The organism is Nonomuraea pusilla (assembly GCF_900109355.1).
Classification (GTDB): domain Bacteria; phylum Actinomycetota; class Actinomycetes; order Streptosporangiales; family Streptosporangiaceae; genus Nonomuraea; species Nonomuraea pusilla.
The window spans coordinates 153,881-174,293 of sequence record NZ_FOBF01000020.1; the positions used below are offsets into that span (position 1 = coordinate 153,881).

Genomic DNA, 20,413 nt, shown 5'->3' on the forward strand with positions numbered 1-20,413 from the left:
GTTCACCCGCCCGCGCGCAGGTGGCACTCGTCGAAAATGCCGCGGAAATCACCGTCAATTCCCCACTCCGCTCTCCTCTGTGACACCGCAGCCGGCCTCGGCAGCCCCGGCCCCGGCACCGTCCGCGTCGAGCCCGCCGTCCTCGGCCCCGCGCCGGGCCCCCTCCACCAGGGGGGCCCACGCCGCCCTGATCCGGGGCGGCAGCCGCAGCTCGTCCCAGAGCTCGACCAGCAGCACGCCGTCGACGTGCGCGGCCAGCTCGTCGGGCCCGCCGTCGCGCAGCAGCGCGGCGTACGCCTCCCGCCGCCGCGCCCGGTCGCCCAGGTCGTACACCTGGCCCTGGAAGCGCAGCACGCCCAGAGCCCGCGCGACCGGCTGGCGGGGCAGGCTGCCCGGTACGTGGAAGGCCCGCCCGTCGTCGCCCGGCTCGGCCCTGAACTCGACCTTCGGCTCCAGCACCAGCCGGAACCCGGCCGCGTCGAGGATGCGCCCGGCCGTCTCCAGCGTGGGCGACTTCCTGCCATGCTCGTACGCCGACAGCGTCGTCCTGGACGTGCCGCTGACGCCGGCCAGGGCCCGCTGGTTCATGCCTGCGGCGTGCCTGGCCTGCGTGAACAGCAGCGCGCCGCGCCGCGTCCAGAACGCGACGTCGGGCGGCGCGGGCTGGAGCGCGCCTTCGACCGGCGACTGGACGGCCGACGACGAAGGGACCGGCGAGACAGCCGCCGGGACGGCCGCTGACGAGACCATGCGCACCTCCGAGGTATCCGGAGGGATACTACGCCATCGTGGCGGTCAGTGACCACTCGACGGCGGACCGTCAATCAGCCGGACGAGGCAGGCGCCCGCAGCTCCAGCAGGGTGATCTCGGGCGGCGCCCCCACCCGCACCGGCGGCCCCCAGAAGCCGGCCCCCCGCGTGACGTACACCTGCACGCCCTCCACCGTCGCCAGACCGGAGACGACGGGCTGCTGCAGCCCCACCACCAGGTTGAACGGCGCGATCTGGCCGCCGTGCGTGTGCCCGGACAACTGCAGGTCCACCCCGTGCGCGGCGGCCTGCTCCACCTGGACGGGCTGGTGGGCGAGCAGCACCGTGGAGCGGCCGCGGTCGCGCCCGCCGAGCGCCTTGGCGAAGTCAGGGCCGTCGCCGGCGGTGGCGCCGTTGACGTCGTTCACCCCGGCGAGGTCGAGCACGGCGCCCCCGTGACGGATCTCCACGCGCTCGTTGCGCAGGGAGCGGACGCCCAGCTCGCCGAGCTCCTCGATCCATTCCCCGGGGCCGTTCTGCGTGTAGTACTCGTGATTTCCCGTCACGAAATATGCGCCATATCGGGATTCGAGGTCCTTGAGCGGCCGGGCCAGAGCCCCCAGCCGCGCCACGGAACCGTCCACCAGGTCACCGACGATCGCCACCACGTCCGCCTCAAGCCCGTTGATCATGCGGACGATCCGCTCGGTGTGCCCCCTGCCCGTGAGCGGCCCCAGGTGGATGTCGCTCACCACCGCGAACCGCAGGCCGCCCAGCCGCGCGTCCAGCCTCGGCAGCCTCACCGCGACCCGCTCGATCACCGGGTCGCCCAGCGCGCTGCTCACGCCGTAGCCGACGGTGCCCAGCGCCCCCGCGCCCGCCACCGCCGCCGTCGTCCTGCCGAGGAACAACCGCCTGCTCATCGGCGCGGGCACGCTCTCGACAGGTTCCTCCGCACCCGCCGGAGGGCCGCCCACCGGCACCGCGACCGGCCGCGGCTCGGGCGCCGACCGACGCCGCGACGCGCGTTCCGACCTGCTCAGCAGCGCCGACGCGACCGCCCGCGGCACCTCCAGCACGGCCAGGATCACGACCAGGTAGAACATGAGCGCCACCCAGAGGTACCCCGGCCAGGCCAGCCACTCACCCCAGCCCAGGCGCATCCCGAGGAACGTCGCCACGACCAGCAGCAGCAGCCCCGCCAGCACGTACGTCAGCGCCGTACGCAGCCGGCCGGGGCCGGTGGTGGACCGCACCAGGCGGCGCCACAGGTAGTAGTGCGCCGCCAGCACCGCCAGGAAGAAGAGCAGAACCACCACAAAAAGGAAGCCTACGGCTTGGCCGCGGGCTTCTTCGCCGTCGTCGCCTTCTTCGCCGGGGCCTTGCGCGTGGTCGTCTTCTTCGGCGCCGGAGCCTTCGCCCGCCGCTCGGCCAGCAGCTCGGCCGCCCGCTCGATCGTGATGTCCTCGACCGTGTCGCCCTTGCGCAGCGACGCGTTCGTCTCGCCGTCGGTGACGTACGGGCCGAACCGGCCCTCCTTCACCACGACCGGCTTCTTCGAGTTCGGGTCCTCGCCCAGCTCACGCAGCGGCGCCGCCGCGGCCGCCCGCCGCCCGCGCTGCTTCGGCTGCGCGAACAGCTCCTTGGCCTGCTCGATCGTGACCGTGAGAAGGTCGGGCTCCGACGCCAGCGAGCGCGAGTCGGTGCCCTTCTTCAGGTACGGCCCGAACTTGCCGTTGTGCGCCGTGACCTCCTCGCCGTCGAGCTCGCCGACGACCCTGGGCAGCGAGAGCAGCTTGAGCGCGTCGTCCAGCGTGACGGTGTCCAGCGACATCGTCTTGAACAGCGAGCTGGTGCGCGGCTTCGGCGCGTCGGCCTTCTTCGTGCGCTTCTTCGGCGTCTCCTCCTGCTGCTCCGGCAGGACCTCCGTGACGTACGGCCCGTACCGGCCGTCCTTGGCCACGATCAGGTGGCCTGTGACGGGGTCGCGGCCCAGCTCCCGGTCGCCGCTCGGGCGGGCGAACAGCTCCTCGGCCTTCTCCGCCGTCAGCTCGTCGGGCGTCATGTCCTCGGGGACGTTCACCCGCGCGCCGTCCCTGTCCAGGTACGGCCCGTAACGCCCGACCCGCAGGACGATGTCCGTGCCCTTGATCGGGAACGAGCTGATCTCCTTGGCGTCGATCTCGCCGAGGTCGGTGACCATCTCCTTCAGACCCTCGCCGCCGTCGGCGCCGTAGTAGAAGCGGCGCAGCTCCGGCACCCGCTCCGCCCGGTCGTTGGCGATGTCGTCGAGGATCTTCTCCATCTCGGCCGTGAAGTCGTAGTCGACCAGGTTGCCGAAGTGCTGCTCCAGCAGGTTCACCACGGCGAACGCCAGGAACGACGGCACCAGCGCCGTGCCCTTCTTGAACACGTAGCCGCGGTCGAGGATGGTGCCGATGATCGAGGCGTACGTCGAAGGCCGCCCGATCTCGCGGTCCTCCAGCTCCTTGACCAGCGACGCCTCGGTGTAGCGCGCGGGCGGCTTCGTCGAGTGGCCGGCGACGTCGAGCCGCGCCAGGCTCAGCGGGTCGCCCTCGGCGAGGTTCGGCAGCCGCTTCTCCGAGTCGTCGCGGTCGGCCGAGTCGTCGTCGGCCCCCTCCACGTACGCCTTCAGGAAGCCGTAGAACGTGATCGTCCGGCCCGAGGCGCCGAACTCGACGTCCTCACCCGCCGACGACCTGCCGCCCACCTTCACCGAGATCGACTCACCGACGGCGTCCTTCATCTGGGACGACACCGTGCGCTGCCAGATCAGCTCGTACAGGCGGAACATGTCACCGCTCAGCCCGGTCTCGCCAGGCGTGCGGAACTCCTCCCCCGACGGGCGGATCGCCTCGTGCGCCTCCTGCGCGCTCTTCACCTTGCTGGCGTAGACGCGCGGCTTGTCCGGGACGTACGCGGCGCCGTACAGCTTGATCGCCTGCGACCGCGCAGCCGCCACCGCCGTCTCCGACAGCGTGATGCTGTCGGTACGCATGTAGGTGATGAAGCCGTTCTCGTACAGGCGCTGCGCCACCTGCATCGTGTACTTCGCGGAGAACCCCAGCTTCCTGCTGGCCTCCTGCTGCAGGGTGGTCGTCCTGAACGGCGCGTACGGCTTGCGCGTGTACGGCTTGCGCTCCACCGACCTGACCGCGAACGACACCCCCTGGAGGCGTCCGGCCAGCTCCCCGGCGGCCGCCTCCGACAGGTGCAGCACCCCGGACGTCTTGAGCAGCCCGTCGCTGGCGAAGTCGCGGCCCTGCGCGACCCGCCTGCCGTCGACCCCGGTCAGCGTCGCGGTGAAGTCGCGCGGCCGCTCCTCGGGCTTGTCGGTGTCGAACAGCGCCGACAGGTCCCAGTAATGCGCGGGGACGAACGCCATGCGCTCCCGCTCGCGCTCCACCACCAGCCGCGTCGCCACCGACTGCACCCGCCCGGCCGACAGCCGCGGCTTGACCTTCTTCCACAGCACCGGGCTGACCTCGTAGCCGTAGAGCCGGTCGAGGATGCGGCGGGTCTCCTGGGCGTCGACCAGGCGCAGGTTCAGGTCGCGCGGGTTCGCCACCGCGTCGCGGATCGCCTGCGGGGTGATCTCGTGGAAGACCATGCGGTGCACCGGCACCTTCGGCTTGAGCACCTCACGCAGGTGCCAGGCGATCGCCTCGCCCTCGCGGTCCTCGTCGGTGGCGAGGTAGAGCTCGTCGGCGTCCTTCAGCAGCTGGCGCAGCTTGTTCACCTGCGTGCGCTTGTCGGGGTTGACGACGTACAGCGGCTCGAACGCGTGCTCCACGTTCACGCCAAGGCGCGCCCAGGCCTCCCCCTTGTACTTCTCGGGGATGTCATCGGCCTTCTCAGGGAGGTCCCGGATGTGACCGATACTGGACTCGACGATGTAGCCGCGCCCGAGGTACCCGGCGATCGTCTTCGCCTTGGCGGGCGACTCCACGATCACCAGGCGCGTTCCGCCGGCGCTGCCGTTCTTGGCTGGCACGCTGCTTCCATCCTCGCTGTTCGCTTGCAAATCCCCCTGCCGGGAGCGGGCATAGATCTGAAAGGTAACCCGACTCGCGGAAATTTCCTTCCCCCGGGGCTACCCACTAGCTTCCGGGTCCACCCACAAGCACGCAGAATAAGGCCCATCGAGCGGCATGGCGCCCTGACTCACCCTGGAGACTAATCGTTGTGCTCGACTACTCCTACATGGATATCTTCATTCCGCGCGACCTCACCCGCGAAGCAGCACGTCAGCTGCTGACCGAGCACGCAGAGTACGGTCAGTGGGAGCTGGCGAGGGTCCGCGTCCACCCCGACGGCAGCCGCCACGTGCGGCTTCGCCGCAAGGTGATGCGCGTACGCAGCACCCTCTGAACCGTACGGGACGGCCCGTGCGCGCCTGTCACGCGGGTGCCGGAGCTCGCCGTCGCCCGGCCCGGCAGGACGGGAACGTGATCTTCGGCACGATTCGGCACCGCTGACGCCCGCGAGGTTTCGCACGGCTGGAGGGACCAGCCGCCGCCTCGGAGACGCGCGACGGACGACCCGCCCTGCGGACGTACGACACAGAACCCGCCCCGGCCGGTGGACGCGCGGAGGCCCCGCGACTCCGCGGACCCGCCACTCCGCGGACACCCGACTCGGCGGACCCGCGACCTCCACGGACCCATGACCTCTGGGGACCCGCCGTTCCGCGGACGCCCAGCTCTGTGGACGCCCAGCTCTGTGGACGCCCAGCTCTGTGGACGCGCGACGCCCTCGCACCGCGACGCCGGCCAATGCCCGCGCGAGGGGCGCGGGGCGCGTGCGGTGGAGGGCGGGGATGGCTTTGCCCGCTCCGGGCCACGCCCCCGAAGCGGGCAAAGCGGCTAGCGCGGACCGCTCATCACATTCGAGCAGTCACAGCAGGACGCGCACCGGCTCCCTGCGGACTGCGAGCAGTCGCAGAGGGACACGCACCGCCTCTCAGCGGACTGCGAGCAGTCACAGCAGGACGCGCGCTCACTTCCTGCGGACGCGGAAGCGGCGGGCGGTGGCGAACAGCGTGGCCGACATCGCGAGCAGCGCGCCCGCGGCCAGGGCCAGCAGGGAGTTGCCGTTCATTCCGGTCACGCCCTCGGGCTGCTCGGCGCTCATCAGGCCGAGGTCGCCGGTGGGCAGGGTGCGCGTCGTGGCCGCCACGGCGCCGCCGACCGGCGTGCCGGCCACCGCCCGGGTGGCGGGGGCGAGCGGCGAGGACGACGCGGGGCTCGCGTGGGAGACGCGCTTGCCCGCCGTCTTCGCGAGCGCGCCGGTGGTCTTGGCGGACGGCTGGACGGGGCGAGCGGCCTCGCCGGGCAGGCCGGGCAGCGCCGGCATCATCGGCAGGCCGAGGCCCTTGGCCGCGTCGCCGACCACGGGCAGCGAGGTCAGCCCGGCGGACTGCGCCTGGCGGCCCAGGTCACCGGCGACCGGCAGGTTCGCGGGCAGCGCGGGGAGCACACCGGAGTCCTGGGCCTTGGAGAAGTGGCCCTTCCCGTGGCCGTAGTGCCCGCCGTGCCCACCGTGACCCCCGTGGCCGCCGTGGCCCGGCCCGCCGACCGACGAACCGCCGAGGCAGCCGGCAGCCGCGTCACCGAGCACGGCCGCGGCGTTGCCGCAGACGTTGATCGGCGCGGTGATCGGAGCCACCACCTGGTTCCCGCCCAGGACCGAGCCCTGCCCGGACGTACGGTTGCCGCCCGCGCCGACCCCGCCGCCCGGCGTGGCGCCGCCCTTGCACCCGGCCTTGGACGCCCCGAGCACCGCGGCGGCGTTGCCGCACACGTTGATCGGCGCCGTGATGGGCGCGACCACCTGGTTCCCGCCCAGGACCGAGCTCTGCCCGGACGTACGGTTGCCGCCGGCCCCGCGACCGCTGTTCTTCACGGTCGCCCCGCCCTTGCACCCGGCGAACGCGCGGCCGAGCACCACCGCCGAGTTGCCGCAGACGTTGATCGGCGCGGTGATCGGAGCCACCACCTGGTTCCCGCCCAGAACCGAGCTCTGCCCGGACGTACGGTTGCCACCGGCCCCGCCGCCGCCGTTGACGGCGGACGCGCCGCCCGTGCAGTGGGCGGAGCCGTTGCCGCAGGCCTCGATCGGCAGGCTGACCGGCGCGACCACCTGGTTGCCGCTGCCCGCGCCGAACCGGCCGTCGGTGTCGTTGCCGGACGAGCCGTGCATGTAACGCGGCCCGGAACCGCCGTGGCTCTCGGCCGACGCGCCGCCCTTGCAGCTCGCGAACGCCCGTCCGAACACCGCGATGGCGTTGCCGCAGATGTTCACCGGCGCGGTGATCGGGGCGAGGATCTGGTTGCCGCCCAGCACCGAGCTGCGGCCCGAGGTGCGGTTGCCGCCCGCGCCGCCGTTGCCGGAGCTCTGCGCCGACGCGCCGCCCTTGCAGCCCGCCGTCGCGTCGCCGAAGATGGCCACCGCGTTGCCGCAGGCGTTCAGCGGAGCCGTGATGGGGGCCGTGACCTGGTTGCCGCCGAGGACGCTGGAGTCGCCGGACGTACGGTTGCCGCCCGCGCCGCCGTGCCCCGAGGTGCGGGCCGTCGCGCCGCCCTTGCAGCCGGCGTCGGAGCGGCCGAACAGCGAGATCGCGTTGCCGCAGGCGTTGACCGGCGCGGTGACCGGCGCGTCGACCTGGTTGCCGCCGAGGATGCTGGAGTTGCCTGACGTCCTGTTCGAGCCGCCGGAGCCGCCGGCGTCGACGGCTGAGGCGCCGCCCTCGGAGGTGGCGTGCGAGCTGCCGGCCGCGGCGACGGAGTTGCCGCTGATGTCGATCGGCAGGGTGATCGGCAGGTTGACCTGGTTGCCGCCGCCGACTGAGGCGTCGCCGGAGGTGTCGGCCAGGGCGGTGCCACCGCCGAACGACATGACGGCAACCGCCAGCAGGGCCGCCGGGGCCGATGCCTTCGCCCACGTACGCATGATGAGTGCTCCTATATAGATCTTTTGGGGGAATTTCCTGACAGTTCGCGGGCAGCCCGAGGCCGTGCGAGGTCCTGGTACGCGCGCACGGCGGAGACCTCGGAAGTCGCGAATCGATGACTGACGTGTCACCCGTCGGCGAAGGGGCTCAGGCCACGCTTCGCCACCGGTCACCGTGAGACCGGAGTGCCTGGGGCGGGATCAGTCAGGTGAGAAGGAAGGGTCGTCCGCCGCCGTGCGAACGACAAGGGGAAGCCCGCACGCCACCGGGGCGCGCCGGATCTGGAGACGTGGGTCGAACAGCGACCGCGTGACGTCTCCCATGCCAGGCCCGAACGGGCCGTTGCCGCCGCTGGGCACCAAGCCGTTGGTGTCCAGGATCTCGGCGGCGCTCGAAGGCGCCGGCAGGCCAGGATCCTGCTGGCTGTTGACGCCGTTCACCGTACGACCGGCCATGGCGGCTGCGTTGTCGGTGCCGGCCGTGGGCACGTCGAGGTGCGACGGGAACCAGCCCATCGAGGACGCACCCGCCCGGACTCCGTCCACCTGCCCGGCCGCGGGGACCCCGGCACCCGGGGTCACGCTCGCATCCGCTGGGACCTCGGCACCCGAGGCCCCCCGGACAGGCACCGCGACCTCAGCACGTGAGGCCACCTCTTGGGACGCCCCGACCTCAGCGCCTGAGGCCACCTCTCGGGACACCGCGACCTCGGCACCCGAGGCCGTCTCCGTCGCCGTACCCATGGCCGCGGTGGTGTCCGCGGCTGCGGGCGTGGCGGTGAACGCTCCGAACAGGACGGCGATCAGCCACCCCGCGGCAACCAGGCCGCCCGTGGCGAACGCCCGCACGAGAAGCCGCCGGGCCGCCTCCGCGAACCGCGCCATCCGATGCGCGCGGCCGCCGGTCACGCCCGGCCGGGACGGGGTCACAGGCACGCGGAGCACAGCGAGGGCCATCGCCCTCGGCTGCTGCACCATCGTGCGTGTCACGTGACCTCCAGAGCTCCAGAACCACCCTCAGGCATGAGGATGACCGCGGACCCACCCGTCAACGGTCCGTAACCGTAGCACCACCCAAGGTGGCCGCAAGGGCTTTTCACCGGAGACCCACGATTTCCCCAACCCCGGTCCCGGCGAACGCTCCCGAACCCCCACAACCCCGGCCCCACAGCCCCACGAAGCCCCCCAGCCGGCCCCATGAACACCCCGGTTTCCCCTCTCGAGAGGATCCGGACCGATTCTCGGTATGACGTACCCCCGAGAGTTTGCTAACCTAACTGAGCCGACGCGAGATGACGGTCTCGCGCCAGGCACCACGTCCGGGTGGCGGAATAGGCAGACGCGCTAGCTTGAGGTGCTAGTGCCCGTTAAGGGCATGGGGGTTCAAGTCCCCCCTCGGACACCATGAAGGCCCTGAGAATGTGCAGGTCACAGACTCGGGGCATCTTCATTTCCGCCTACAGAACGAGCCGTGACACTCCGCTGATATCTGTCGGTTCGAGCACGAGATCACGCACTCTCGACCAGGGCCGCGAACCAGTCGGCGGCCTCTCTCTGGTTGCCGGGCATGACACGAGCGTAGACGCGGAGAGTGATGGCGGGGCCGGCGTGGCCGAGCCGCTCAGAGAGCACCTTCACGGGCTTGCCACCCATGAGAAGGATCGTGGCGTACCACCTGGATGCCTGCCTGACGTAGGTGCCGGGTCGGGGGCGATGGCCAGTGCCGGGCCGGTGAGGGCGGTCAGGACTGTGACGGTGCCTTCTAGGCCAAGGCCCCTATCGGGACACACTCCACGGACCGGCGCATACGGCACCGCCCCGATCCGGCCGACAGATCCACGGCAGGACACGGGGCCGGTTGTCGCACGGGTCAGGCCTGATCTGAGGCAGTACGACCTTGATTCTCACAGTTGTCGCAGGTCAGATGTACCTGGAGACCGGTGGGAACCTCGCGCGGGGCAGCCCGTGGTCATCCGGTTCCGCACACGCCGGCGAGCGTGGGCCCGCAGGCGGCCTCGGGGTCGGTGCCGGTCGCGCCTGCGGGCCCGCGGGTGGTGCGGGGCGAACGTGTCAGGCGGCCGGGCGGCCGCAGGTGACGTCCTTGCCGGGCAGGACACCGTCGACCAGGTAGCGGGTCACCTTGGTGTCGACGCAGGTGTTCCCGTCTGCGATGTAGACGCCGTGGCGGTAGGCGCCGTTCAGTGTGATCATGCGGGAGCCGGTCAGCGCCCGGTGCATGGCCTGCTGACCCGGGTAGGGCGTCGCGGGGTCGCCGGCCGCGCCGACGATCAACGCCGGTACGGAGTTGCCGATCCTGGTGGGCTCTTCAAGCGGCTTGACCGGCCAGAACGCGCACGGGGTGATGTTGCGGGCGAGCGGTCCGAACAGTGGTTCGGCGGTGCGGTGCCGCTGGATGTCGCGGTAGTAGGTCTCCGGGTCGCGGGGCGCGGCCCGGTCACCGCACAGGATCGCCGTGCCGGCCCGGTCCGAGGCCTCTCCGGCACCGGTGAACAGGCCGTCGAGGAGTTCCTTCAGCGAGGCGGGCGGCGGTGTTTCGCCGGCACGGCTCAGCGCCCGCGCCTCCTCGGCAAGGGTGGCATAGGACTGCGGGCTGTCGCTGTAGAGGCGTACGAACAGCCAGTACGGCACCACCTGGGCATCGACGTGGTATCCGCCGATCTTCACGGGATGCCGGTTGATCTTCTCTACGGTCGCCAGGACCGCGTCACGTGTGCCGCCCAGCCCGTACTCCTTGTCATGTGATGCGGCCCAGGACGCCCAGCGCCGTAGCGCGGCGTCCATCGCGGGGGCGGCACGCGAGAACATGCGCGGACCGTACACCTGCGGGTCGACGGCGCTGTCGAGCACGACCCGGTCGGCCCGCGAGCCGAACATCTGCAGGTAGGTCGCGCCCAGGTAGGTGCCGTAGGAGTAGCCGAGGTAGGACAGCTTCTGCTCGCCGAGCGCGGCCCGGATCACGTCCATGTCGCGTGCGGTGTTCCTGGTCGTGGCGTACGGCAGGGCCTGGAGATTGCCCTTGGCGCAGCCCGCCGCCAACTCTCTGGCGAGACGTACGCCCTTGTCGAAGGTACGCCGGTCGGGTCCCGCCGAGCGGAGGAAGGTGTCGGTCTGCCACCGGCAGCTGATCGGTGTGCTGCGTCCGACGAATCGGGGGTCCATGCCCACCAGGTCGTAACGGGCCGCGACCTCGGGAATCTGCGTGCCCAGGAGCGTCATCGAGAGGCCGGAGCCTCCCGGCCCGCCGGGGTTGAGCAGCAGGACGCCGCGGCGCCGCGAGGCATCGGCGGCCTTGATCCGGGAGAGCGCGATGGAGAGGGTCCGCCCCTCCGGCCTGCGGTAGTCCATCGGGACCAGGACGGTGGCGCATTGAGCACCGGCGGTGTCCAGCTGTTCGCCCATCTGATCGCCGGGTCCGGTCGCGCAGGCGCCCCAGGTGATCGTCTGATGGTGGAAGCGGTCCAGGGGTGTGGCCGCCTGCGCCGGTGCGGCGGCGCCCAATCCGATTCCGGCCGTGAGCGCTACCGCGGCGGCCGTTCCACGCTTGATGAGGAGCATGCGTCATTCCTTGGTGAAGGGGTTGTTTCCAGCGGATCCGGCGCGCGTCGGCTTCCGGCGCTCCGGCAGTGATGTGTCCGGGCCCAAGGGTGTCCCCCTGTTGATCATTGATCACTGGCTGTATCCAACGCTAGGGTCGTGAGCAGCCCCTGGACATCCTGCGGAAAGCCGATCCGGGCCTTGCCACCGGCACACCAGCCGCCCGCTTTTCTGCGACCGCTGCCCCAACGACGACTCCTCCCAAAGGAGGACAAAGCGGGCCACGCCGGCGGCTATCTTCATCTGATGAACATGGTGCGGCGATGGGGCCGCTGGTGGCGCGGCTTGCCGGTGATGGTCGCCGACAGCATGCTGGCCGGTGTGTTGACCGCGCTGGCGGTGACGCAGGCCGCCTTGTCCGCCCACAACCCGGTCGTGCTGGCGTACCTGCTGGCGGTGCTCACCACCGCGCCGCTGGTGCTGCGCAGGCGCCACCCCGTCCCTGTCCTTGCGGTGATCACCGTAGGCCTGATCGGCTGCAGCCTGGCCGACTACCCCAACGGATTCCAGGCCCCGCCGGTGCTGGTCAGCCTCTACACCGTCGCGGCCTACCGCCGGGAGGGCCACCGCGACGGCGTCCTGGCCCTGGTGTTGATGGCGGGCATCCTCGTTCCCGACCTCATCCGGTCCGGGCTGACCTTCGCGATCGTCAAAAGCCTGGTCGAGAACGTGCTTCAGCTCGGCGCGGCCTGGGCCATCGGGGAGGGGGTGCGCAGCCGCCGCCTGCGCCACCAGGACCTGATCGAGCACGCCCGCCACCTGGAGATCGAACGCGAGGAGAAAGCCCTGCGAGCGGTCGCCGAAGAACGCGTGCGAATCGCCAGGGAGCTGCACGACGTGGTCGCCCATCACCTGTCGGTCGTCTCGATCCAGTCCGGTGCCGGCGGCCGCCTGATCGACACCGAGCCCGACACCGCACGCGAAGCCTTCTCCTCGATCGCCGCCACCACCCGCGAGGCGCTGGCCGAACTCCGGAACATGCTGTCGGTCCTGCGCCTCACGTCCGACACCGGTGAGGACTCCTACGCCCCCCAGCCGGGGCTGGCTCAGCTGGACACGCTGCTGGAGCGCTCCCGCCTGTCGGGCCTGTCGATCCGGCGGGAAACCTCCGGTCAGGTACGCCCGCTGCCATCCGGCGTGGACCGATGCCTGTACCGCATCGCTCAGGAATCACTGACCAACGTGCTCAAACACGCCCCACACGCCGACGTGACCCTTACCCTGACCTACCACCCCGCCGCGGTCACGCTGCAGGTCAGCGACGACGGCCCGGCCATCACCGGACACAGCGCCGATGGGCACGGCCTGATCGGCATGCGCGAACGAGCCACCCTCTACGGTGGCGCCCTCACCGCCGGCCCACGCGAGGACGGCGGCTTCACCGTGACCGCACACCTGCCCGCCTCCCCGCTCGCCGAGCCCGTCCTCGCCACGCCCCACCCGCAGCAGAGCGCACCGCGACTGGAGGTGCCCCGATGACCGGCCCCGACACCGATCGCGGGACCATCCGCGTCCTGGTCGTCGACGACCAGGCCCTGGTCCGCGCGGGCCTGGTCGCCCTCCTCCGCACCGATGCCGGTCTCACGGTCGTCGGCGAGGCCGCCGACGGCCACGAAGCCATCGCCCGGGCCGAGGCGACCGCCCCGGATGTCATCTTGATGGACATCCGCATGCCCAACCTGGACGGCGTCGCCGCCACCCGCCACATCCTCGCCCACGCCGCCGGCCCGGCACCGAAGATCCTCATCCTGACCACCTTCGACCTGGACGAACACGTCTTCGCCGCCCTGCGCGCCGGCGCCTCGGGATTCCTGCTCAAAGACACCCCCGCCGACCAGATGCTGGCCGCGATCGCCACGGTCGCCCGCGGCGAGGTGCTGCTGGCGCCCAGCGTCACCCGACGCCTGGTCCACCACTTCGTCACCGCGCCCGAACCCAACCGGCGCCGGCCCGAAGAGCTCGCCCAGCTCACCAGCCAGGAAACCGCCGTGCTCCACCTGGTCGGCCAGGGCCTGGCCAACCAGCAGATCGCCACCCGCCTGAACATCGCCCCGGCCACCGTCAAATCCCACCTGGGCCGCCTCATGACCAAGCTGAAGCTGTCCAGCCGCGCCCAAGCCGTGGTCGTCGCGTACGAGACCGGCCTGATCATCCCTGGAACCGGAGACCGTACCTGATGCTCAACGGGCCGGGCGGAAGAGTCGAGGCCGTGCCCGGGGCAAACTGAGGGAGGACGGATGTCACCTTCCAGGTTCGTCTCGGCCGTTGCCGCCTGCCGTGCCATGGCGGGCGCCTCAACGGTCCCGGTCAGCAACTTCCTCCTTGGCTTCTCGGTGTCGGTCTTCCTCGGCAAGCCCGGCGGCGGCTTCGAGCCCGCGGTCCGCGACCGCACCGGCGGTCAGGCCGACCACGTCGGCGGGGCAGCTCAGCTGTGCAGGTCGCAGGGCGGGATTCTTGCTTTCCGCCCCCGGCAGATTCATGCCTATTCGCCCATCCCGGCCGCAACTGTCGGTGCGTACGAGGAATCATCCGGTGAGCATCGGAGTTGATGGCATCGTGATCGAGAAGACTGGCATCTCCTTCGGCCCGAGCTCGTCCCGGAATCGTCTGTCCGAGACCGGCGATCCATCCGGCGAGGGCGCCGAGGCCGCGTTGGAAACGTTCTACTACAGCCTCAACAACCGCGACCTCGACACACTCCGCGCCGACTGGTCCGCGCACCCCCTTGCGCAGCTCAACAATCCGGTCGGCGGCATCCTGCGGGGTGGAGACGCGATCTCCGATCTCTACGCGAAGATCTTCAGCGGCTCCGTAACGGTTCAGGTCACCTTCGGCGACGTGGTCGCCTACCTGGGTGATCGGCATGCCGTGTTCGCCGGACGGGAAATCGGCAGCTACACCACTGCCGACGGCATCGAGACCCCTCTTGAGATCCGCACCAGCCGGTACTTCCGCTACGAGGAAGGTCACTGGCGCCAGTATCACCACCACGGCAGCATCGACGACCCCGACGCTCTCCGCGCCTACCAGCGAGCCATCCGGGGCAGCTGACCCTCCAGCCAGGCGAACATGGCCGCCTCGCCTGTTCAATCGGCGTGCCGCATCGATCGCCATGCTGTCGCTGATGCACGCGCGGGTGCCGGCGGCCGGCTACGGCACGGTCAGCGGCTGCGAACGCCGCAACGGTCACTACTTCAGCGCGGGCCTCCTGGCCGGTGAGATCAGCGACCGTCACCCCCCCTGCCTGGTCAGTACGGCTAGGCCGGCCCGCCTGTCGACCTCGCCGCCGCCGGAGTGGCCGCCGTCATGTCGGGCTTGTTCGCGGTGGTCGAGGGACGTGGAGCTAGCGCCCGTCGACGAGCCGCGCCCGGTGCAGCCGCGTGTGCAACGGCCCGCGGCTGACCGGGCCGGCGTTCCTGTTGGCCTGTCGTTCACGACACTGCTTGGTTCTGGGGGACGTCGGGCCGCGGGGACGGTGCTCGGCCGCGGAAACCCCGGCTTCACCTGTTGGCTGGAGGAGTGGAGAGGGGTGACGCCGGATCGAAGAGGACGTGATAGCCCTCTCGTGAGAAGACTTCACGATATCCGCGTCGCAGCAACGACTCGACGTCCTCGGCTTGGGCCTGGAGTGAGGCGAAGTGTGGTTGTCTGCCTTGGAGGTCGGCCAGGATCCACGGGGCCCGCTCGGGCCGTGCCGCCGTCTTCGCGGCCCAGGCCACGACCTTGGTCCGGGCCGACATGTTCGGGCCGACGGCGTTGGCTGCTTCGACGAGGACGCCGTCCGGAATCCGGCGCATGGCCTCCGCGGCCGCGGCGGATCGGGGTCCTGCCGTGTACCAGCTTGGTGTGAGCAGCTTGCCGAGGGCGAAGAACGGCACGATGCTCACCGCCGTGACCACCGTAACCGCCGCGACGATGGTCCGGGATGGGAGGAGTCGCGGCAGTTGCCGCCCTTGCGTCGCCCGGCGAAGTCGTACAGCGCCGTCAACCGCGGCGCAGAAGAGTGCCATGACGATTGCGGCGTTGTAGTGGTAGCGGGTCCCCCACCAGCCGGCGGCGCCGGGGTCGGTGGCGAGCATGCGCTCCGCCAGCAACGCCAGCGGTGCCAGAACGTACGGCGACAGCAGCGGCAGAAAACACAGCGGGGCGAAGAGCAGCAGGAGCGTCCAGAGTTTCGTGTCGGGGGTGGCGAGAACGCGCAGGATGTCCAGCGGCCGTGACACCAGGCCCCTGATCGCCTCGCCGGGGCCGTCGCCCCAGCCGGTGTAGTACCAGTACCGGCCTGGATCGGACCCGAACGCCGGCATGATCACATAGGTGGCCAGGCAGAGGTAACCGGCCCCGCCGGCAAGCACTCCGGCGCCGACGCGACGCCACTCCGGGAGGAACAGCAGACCCGCGCCGAGGCCGATGACGAAGATCGCCATATCCTCCTTGACCAGGAGCAGCGCGCCGGCCGCCGCCAGCGCGTGCCAGCGCCGCCCCGCCTGGATCCGCTCGAACAGCACCGCGGTGATCAGGGGCACGAAGGCGTACTCATGGAAATGGAAGTTCACCGCCTCAGCGATGGGCCATGACAGGACGTAGGCGATCGCCACTGGATACGCGGCCCCGGCGCCGAGCGCACGCCTGACGTACACCCAGAAGGGCACCGCCGCGGCGGAGAAGAGGGCGGCCTGCGCCACGATGAGCGTCTCCGGGCCGTCGTGGATCCAGTAGAGCGGCGCCAGCGACGCGAGGATCGGTGAGAAGTGGTCGCCGAGCAGACTGAACGCCGAACCGAGTTCCTGCCAGTTGCCCTTCACGAACGAAAGGGGAGCGTCGAAATTCGCGTACCCTCGGACGCCCTGATCGAATATGACGAGGTCGTAGATCCCAGTCCGGAACGTATAGAACTCCACTAATCCGAGTGTCGAATACGCTGCGAACGCGATCGCTGTGAGTGCTCCTAACAAGTATCTGTGGGGCAAGCGTTCGAGAGGGCGGCGTGAAGGCATGGCATGAATAATGCCACGGCATCCACCCTCATTGTGGGACTATCGCACAATGCACTGTCATCGCAGCAAGGAAAGGCCGGGTGTGCCAGAGACATCGCCTCCGGCACACCCAGCCTCAGGCTAGGCCCTGCGCATACTGTGAGCGTTGGCCTTCATGCCGGCCGGGCAGTAGGCGGTGAGCCCGCTGCGGTCGCCGAACGCCTTGGCGCCCGAGCTGTAGCGCCAGGCGCCATCGGCGCATTTCACGGCGACCTGGTACTTCTGCGGGCCCGTTCCGTCGCACCAACCGGTGGCGTACCCTCTTCCGCCGCCGTTGTAGTGCTGGATGTCGCAGTAGCCGTTCCAGTCCGCGTGAGCGGCGGGGGCGATCAGAAGACCTCCCGCCATGGCGGCCGAGGCCAGACCTCCGAGCAGGGCCGCGCGCATGCGTATACGCATAGTATCCTTTCCGTCGCATCTACGGATGTGCCGTGGGCGGGGGCGTTCCAGGCTTTCCCGCCCACGGTGATATTTACTTATCGCCGATAATCCGGCAAGTCTTGATCTTCTTTGTCATATCTGCTTGTCGTCGCACGCGGATGCAGCTCTTCAGTGACTGGACCGTGACTCGCTGACGTTTTCTCAGCGTAAGAAAGGCAGGCAAGCTTCCGCCGGAACCGCCGTGGCCGAGCCGGACTTCGCGTCATTCTCATTACGCAAATCCGCGTTGGTGGCTCATATCACGGACTTGGTGGAGGCGCGAATGCACCATGCGAACGAACGGAAACCGCCACCCGCGGCGAAGAGGACCCGGCGAAACTCCTTGATCAGGTTCATCACAGCAGGAGTGACAGCGCGGTGGGCGCGGTCTTGTCGTGGCGAGCGGCCGGCCTGGGATGCGTCCGGCTCGGATTGTCAGTGTGGTGGGCCATACTCCGCCGAGCCGGGGTGATCACTGACGAGGCGAAGGCGTTGAAATGGCACAGTTGCTGCGGAGGCTCGACGACGAGGTCCACGTCGAGTACAACACGTTCGGGCTGGAACTCCGCCGCGGGAGCGTGCGGGGCGGTTCAAGGATCCGCTGATCGACCGCTACTACGCCGAGCAGGCGCGGCGGGGCTCGTTGTCCCGCCGGGACCTGGGCAGGGATCGGCTGCGCGAGTACGCGGACGGCGAGCGCATCGCCAAGGAGTTGTGCCGTGGCGGCACCCGGACGTTCTCCGTGCCCGTCGAGGGTCGTGGCGCCCTTCATGTGCCACCGGGTGTCAGCCGCCGCGGGAGGAGGACCCGGATCAGCGCCGGGCCGTGGACGAGGTGGCCAGGGAGAAGCTGATCGACCTGCGGGCCACCTACAGGAGCCGGGAGAGGTGAGGGCCTGCCCTCGACGCCCGGTGAAACCGCCACTGCCGGCGCGAGGCGACGATGAGCGGTGTGGGAGACGTCGAGCTCAGTGCTGAGCACGTCACCTCGTGGCAGGCGGCCGCCGGGACGTCATGCCGGTCCGGCACCGGGCGGGGTGGGGGTGGAGGCGCGCCGCCAGGCAGCGGTGCGCAGCAGGCGGAGCCCGTTGAGGCCGACGATGACCGTGGAGCCCTCGTGCCCGGCCACGCCGAGCGGCAGCGGTAGCTCTCCGAGCAGGTCCCAGGCCACCAGCACGACGATGAAGGTCGCGGCGATGGCCAGGTTGGCCATCACCAGGCGGCGGGCCCGACGGGCCAAGGCGATCACCGTGGGCACGGTGGCCAGTTCGTCGCGGGTGATGACGGCGTCGGCGGCGTCCAGGGTGAGGTCGGCGCCTGTGCGGCCCATCGCGACGCCGGTGTGCGCGGTGGCCAGCGCAGGGGCGTCGTTGACGCCGTCGCCGACCAGCGCCACCCGCGCCCCCTCCTGCTGGAGTTCGCGTATGGCGGCGACCTTGTCCTGAGGAAGCAGGCCGGCGCGGACGTCGGTGATGCCGGTCTGGGCGGCCAGGCGGGCGGCGGCGCGCGGGTTGTCGCCGGTCAGCAGCACCGGTGCGGCGTGCGTGAGGGCGGTCAGGCGGGCCACGGCCTCCGCCGCCTCGGGCCGGATGCGGTCGGCCAGGGCCAGCACCGCGGCCGGGCGGCCGTCCAGCAGCATCACCACCGCGGTGTGCCCGCCGTCTTCGAGCTCGGCCACCGGGGTGCGGGCCGGGCCGGCGAGCTCGGCCACCGGGGTGCGGGCCGGGCCGGCGAGCTCGGCCACCGGGGTGCGGGCCGGGCCGGCGAGCTCGGCCACCGGGGTGCGGGCCGGGCCGGCGAGCTCGGCCACCGGGGTGCGGGCCGGACCGGCGCCGGGCGCCGGCTCGGACAGCAGGTGGGCGGGGCTGCCGATCTCGACCAGGTGTCCGGCGACGTGGGCGCGCACACCCTGTCCTGGCAGCGAGGCGAACCGCGTGGCCGCGGGCAGGCGCAGGTCCCTGTCGCGGGCTGCGGCGACGACGGCGCGGCCGAGCGGGTGTTCCGAGCCGTCCTCGGCCGCGGCGGCGAGCGCGAGCAGCTGATGGTCGCTGAGGCCGCTGCCGGGCAGCGCGTGGAGGTGGGTCAGGTGGGGGCGGCCCTCGGTGAGGGTGCCGGTCTTGTCGAAGGCCACCTGGGTGATGCCGGCGAGCTGTTCCATGACGACGGCGGACTTGATCAGCACGCCGTGACGGCCGGCGGTGGCGATGGCCGCCAGCAGCGGCGGCATGGTGGCCAGCACCACCGCGCACGGTGAGGCGACGATCATGAACGTCATGGCGCGGAGCAGGCTGTCCTGCAGGTTCTGTCCCAGTGCGAGCGGGATCGCGAACAGCGCGACGGTGGCGGCGACCATGACCACCGAGTAGCGCCGCTCGACCTTCTCGATGAACAGCTGGGTGCGTGCCTTGGTGGCGCTGGCCTGCTCGACCATGGCCACGATCCGGGCGATCACCGTCTCGCCGGCCGGGCGGTCCACCCGTACCCGCAGCACCCCGGCGCCGTTGACGGTGCCGGCGAACACCTCGTCCCCGACCTGCTTGTCCACCGGGAGGCTCTCGCCGGTGATGGTCGACTGGTCGACGTCGCCGGACCCGGCGATCACCTGGCCGTCGGCGCCGACGCGCTCTCCGGGCCGTACCACGATGACGTCGCCGACAGCCAGCTCGGTGGTCTCGACGACCTCTTCCTGCCCTGCCGGATCCAGCCTGGTGGCGCGCTCGGGGGCCAGGTCGAGCAGGCTGCGCACCGAGTCGGCGGTGCGTTTGGTCGCGACCGCCTCCAGCGCCCCGGAGGTGGCGAAGATGACGATCAGCAGGGCGCCGTCGAAGACCTGCCCGATCGCGGCGGCGCCGATCGCGGCGACGACCATGAGCAGGTCGACGTCCAGCGTCCGCTCGCGTAGTGCCCGCAGTCCGGCCAGGCCCGGTTCCCAGCCGCCGGCGGCGTAGCAGGCCAGGTACAGACCCCACCACAGCCAGGAAGGGGCTCCGGCCAGCTGGCAGACGCCGGCGGCGGCGAACAGGACCGTGGCCGTGATCGCCCAGCGCACCTCGGGCAGCGATCCCGGTCCCGAACGCCACCACGCCGCCGGGCGGCCGGGTGGGGCCGCGGTCGCGGTCGCGGGGGTGGGACGGGTCGTCAGGTCTGCCATCACCATCACAGCATATATGCGCATACACGCAGGCAGGCAAGCAGTGAGGCTCTGGGCTATCCTGACGGCATGCACACCTCGCTGCCCGACTTCGAGATGCCGAACGAGGAACAGGTGCACCTGGCCGCCGAGTCGTTCCGGCTGCTGTCCGACCCCACCCGCATCAAGATCTTGTGGGCGCTGCTCCAGGGCGAGTCATCGGTGGCCTGCCTGGCCGAGCTCGCGGGCGCCGCACCGACCGCCGTCAGCCAGCACCTGGCCAAACTGCGCCTGGCCGGCCTGGTCAAGGGCCGGCGCGAAGGGACCTTCGTCTACTACAGCGCCGCCGACGAGCACGTGCGCCGACTGCTGGCCGAAGGCCTGTTCCACGCCGACCACATCGACCGCAGCGACCACGCCGCGCAGCACTCCCCTGCCGGCGCGACGCGAACCGCGCCCTCCGCCCTCTCCTGACGCTGCCGGGCTCGTCA

16 protein-coding genes and 1 tRNA gene are annotated in these 20,413 nt (G+C 70.9%); 7 read left to right on the plus strand and 10 right to left on the minus strand.

All coding sequences use genetic code 11. From position 1 onward, the window contains the following. Positions 1–54 precede the first annotated feature (54 nt). The 3 genes from BMX74_RS32900 to topA all read right to left on the minus strand — a co-directional run bounded on the left by BMX74_RS32900 (position 55) and on the right by topA (position 4,765). Positions 55–750 (minus strand): helix-turn-helix transcriptional regulator, encoded by a 696-nt coding sequence (locus tag BMX74_RS32900; RefSeq protein ID WP_091104461.1) that lies wholly within the window; start codon positions 748–750, stop codon positions 55–57. A 74-nt stretch (positions 751–824) separates the two neighbouring features. Next, the gene (locus BMX74_RS32905) at positions 825–2,069 is read right to left on the minus strand and encodes a metallophosphoesterase (protein WP_091104463.1); all 1,245 of its coding nucleotides are present in this window, start codon (positions 2,067–2,069) and stop codon (positions 825–827) included. An 11-nt stretch (positions 2,070–2,080) separates the two neighbouring features. Continuing rightward, on the minus strand, positions 2,081–4,765 hold the full coding sequence (gene topA, locus BMX74_RS32910) for a type I DNA topoisomerase (RefSeq protein ID WP_055508740.1): 2,685 nt from the start codon (positions 4,763–4,765) through the stop codon (positions 2,081–2,083). 191 nt (positions 4,766–4,956) lie between these two features. On the opposite strand from topA, the gene BMX74_RS32915 reads away from it, so the two are divergent. Then, entirely contained in the window at positions 4,957–5,142 is a 186-nt protein-coding gene (locus BMX74_RS32915) for a DUF5703 family protein (protein ID WP_055508738.1), read from the plus strand. A gap of 627 nt (positions 5,143–5,769) precedes the next feature. Here BMX74_RS32915 and BMX74_RS32920 read toward each other — a convergent pair. After that, a complete protein-coding gene (locus BMX74_RS32920) occupies positions 5,770–7,722 on the minus strand; it encodes a chaplin family protein (RefSeq protein ID WP_091104464.1) in 1,953 nt (650 codons plus the stop codon). A 201-nt stretch (positions 7,723–7,923) separates the two neighbouring features. Continuing rightward, complete coding sequence (locus BMX74_RS32925) at positions 7,924–8,712, minus strand: hypothetical protein (RefSeq protein WP_091104466.1); 789 nt, start codon at positions 8,710–8,712, stop codon at positions 7,924–7,926. Between the two features lie 327 nt (positions 8,713–9,039). On the opposite strand from BMX74_RS32925, the gene BMX74_RS32930 reads away from it, so the two are divergent. Continuing rightward, positions 9,040–9,127 (plus strand) — tRNA-Leu (locus BMX74_RS32930). Between the two features lie 104 nt (positions 9,128–9,231). On the opposite strand, the gene BMX74_RS43405 is transcribed toward BMX74_RS32930, so the two are convergent. Beyond that, positions 9,232–9,375: an integrase gene (locus tag BMX74_RS43405; protein WP_143078845.1), complete on the minus strand. Its 144-nt coding sequence runs from the start codon at positions 9,373–9,375 to the stop codon at positions 9,232–9,234. A 417-nt stretch (positions 9,376–9,792) separates the two neighbouring features. Then, positions 9,793–11,298: an alpha/beta hydrolase gene (locus BMX74_RS32935; RefSeq protein WP_091104468.1), complete on the minus strand. Its 1,506-nt coding sequence runs from the start codon at positions 11,296–11,298 to the stop codon at positions 9,793–9,795. Between the two features lie 138 nt (positions 11,299–11,436). Here BMX74_RS32935 and BMX74_RS32940 point away from each other — a divergent pair, with 138 nt between their 5' ends. The 4 genes from BMX74_RS32940 to BMX74_RS32950 are packed head-to-tail and all read left to right on the plus strand — an operon-like array spanning position 11,437 to position 14,388. Continuing rightward, the gene (locus BMX74_RS32940; protein WP_143078846.1) at positions 11,437–12,816 is read left to right on the plus strand and encodes a sensor histidine kinase; all 1,380 of its coding nucleotides are present in this window, start codon (positions 11,437–11,439) and stop codon (positions 12,814–12,816) included. Continuing rightward, entirely contained in the window at positions 12,813–13,514 is a 702-nt protein-coding gene (locus tag BMX74_RS32945) for a response regulator (RefSeq protein WP_091104471.1), read from the plus strand. The genes BMX74_RS32940 and BMX74_RS32945 overlap by 4 nt, the downstream gene beginning before the upstream one ends. A 60-nt stretch (positions 13,515–13,574) precedes the next feature. Next, positions 13,575–13,886 carry a hypothetical protein gene (locus BMX74_RS44455; RefSeq protein ID WP_177227601.1) on the plus strand — a complete coding sequence of 104 codons (312 nt, stop codon included), beginning with the start codon at positions 13,575–13,577 and terminating at the stop codon, positions 13,884–13,886. Beyond that, positions 13,870–14,388, plus strand: a complete 519-nt coding sequence (locus tag BMX74_RS32950; protein WP_201784781.1) for a YybH family protein — start codon at positions 13,870–13,872, stop codon at positions 14,386–14,388. The genes BMX74_RS44455 and BMX74_RS32950 overlap by 17 nt, the downstream gene beginning before the upstream one ends. Before the next feature lie 449 nt (positions 14,389–14,837). On the opposite strand, the gene BMX74_RS32955 is transcribed toward BMX74_RS32950, so the two are convergent. The 3 genes from BMX74_RS32955 to BMX74_RS32965 all read right to left on the minus strand — a co-directional run bounded on the left by BMX74_RS32955 (position 14,838) and on the right by BMX74_RS32965 (position 19,943). Further along, a complete protein-coding gene (locus BMX74_RS32955; protein WP_177227604.1) occupies positions 14,838–16,238 on the minus strand; it encodes a DUF2079 domain-containing protein in 1,401 nt (466 codons plus the stop codon). 216 nt (positions 16,239–16,454) lie between these two features. After that, positions 16,455–16,772, minus strand: a complete 318-nt coding sequence (locus tag BMX74_RS32960; protein WP_143078848.1) for a hypothetical protein — start codon at positions 16,770–16,772, stop codon at positions 16,455–16,457. Positions 16,773–17,804: 1,032 nt separating this feature from the next. Further along, complete coding sequence (locus tag BMX74_RS32965) at positions 17,805–19,943, minus strand: heavy metal translocating P-type ATPase (protein ID WP_218154122.1); 2,139 nt, start codon at positions 19,941–19,943, stop codon at positions 17,805–17,807. Between the two features lie 69 nt (positions 19,944–20,012). Between BMX74_RS32965 and BMX74_RS32970 the strand changes: the two genes are divergently transcribed. After that, positions 20,013–20,396 (plus strand): ArsR/SmtB family transcription factor, encoded by a 384-nt coding sequence (locus BMX74_RS32970; protein WP_055508725.1) that lies wholly within the window; start codon positions 20,013–20,015, stop codon positions 20,394–20,396. The last annotated feature ends 17 nt before the right edge of the window (positions 20,397–20,413 follow it).

Excerpts from the sequence above, each read along its gene's own strand:
- BMX74_RS32900 (WP_091104461.1), bottom strand. The coding sequence starts at position 750 with ATGGTCTCGTCAGCGGCCGTCCCGGCGGCTGTCTCGCCGGTCCCTTCG.
- BMX74_RS32920 (WP_091104464.1), bottom strand. The coding sequence starts at position 7,722 with ATGCGTACGTGGGCGAAGGCATCGGCCCCGGCGGCCCTGCTGGCGGTT.
- BMX74_RS43405 (WP_143078845.1), bottom strand. The coding sequence starts at position 9,375 with ATGGGTGGCAAGCCCGTGAAGGTGCTCTCTGAGCGGCTCGGCCACGCC.
- BMX74_RS32935 (WP_091104468.1), bottom strand. The coding sequence starts at position 11,298 with ATGCTCCTCATCAAGCGTGGAACGGCCGCCGCGGTAGCGCTCACGGCC.
- BMX74_RS32945 (WP_091104471.1), top strand. The coding sequence starts at position 12,813 with ATGACCGGCCCCGACACCGATCGCGGGACCATCCGCGTCCTGGTCGTC.
- BMX74_RS44455 (WP_177227601.1), top strand. The coding sequence starts at position 13,575 with ATGTCACCTTCCAGGTTCGTCTCGGCCGTTGCCGCCTGCCGTGCCATG.
- BMX74_RS32960 (WP_143078848.1), bottom strand. The coding sequence starts at position 16,772 with ATGCGTATACGCATGCGCGCGGCCCTGCTCGGAGGTCTGGCCTCGGCC.
- BMX74_RS32965 (WP_218154122.1), bottom strand. The coding sequence starts at position 19,943 with ATGGCAGACCTGACGACCCGTCCCACCCCCGCGACCGCGACCGCGGCC.
- BMX74_RS32970 (WP_055508725.1), top strand. The coding sequence starts at position 20,013 with ATGCACACCTCGCTGCCCGACTTCGAGATGCCGAACGAGGAACAGGTG.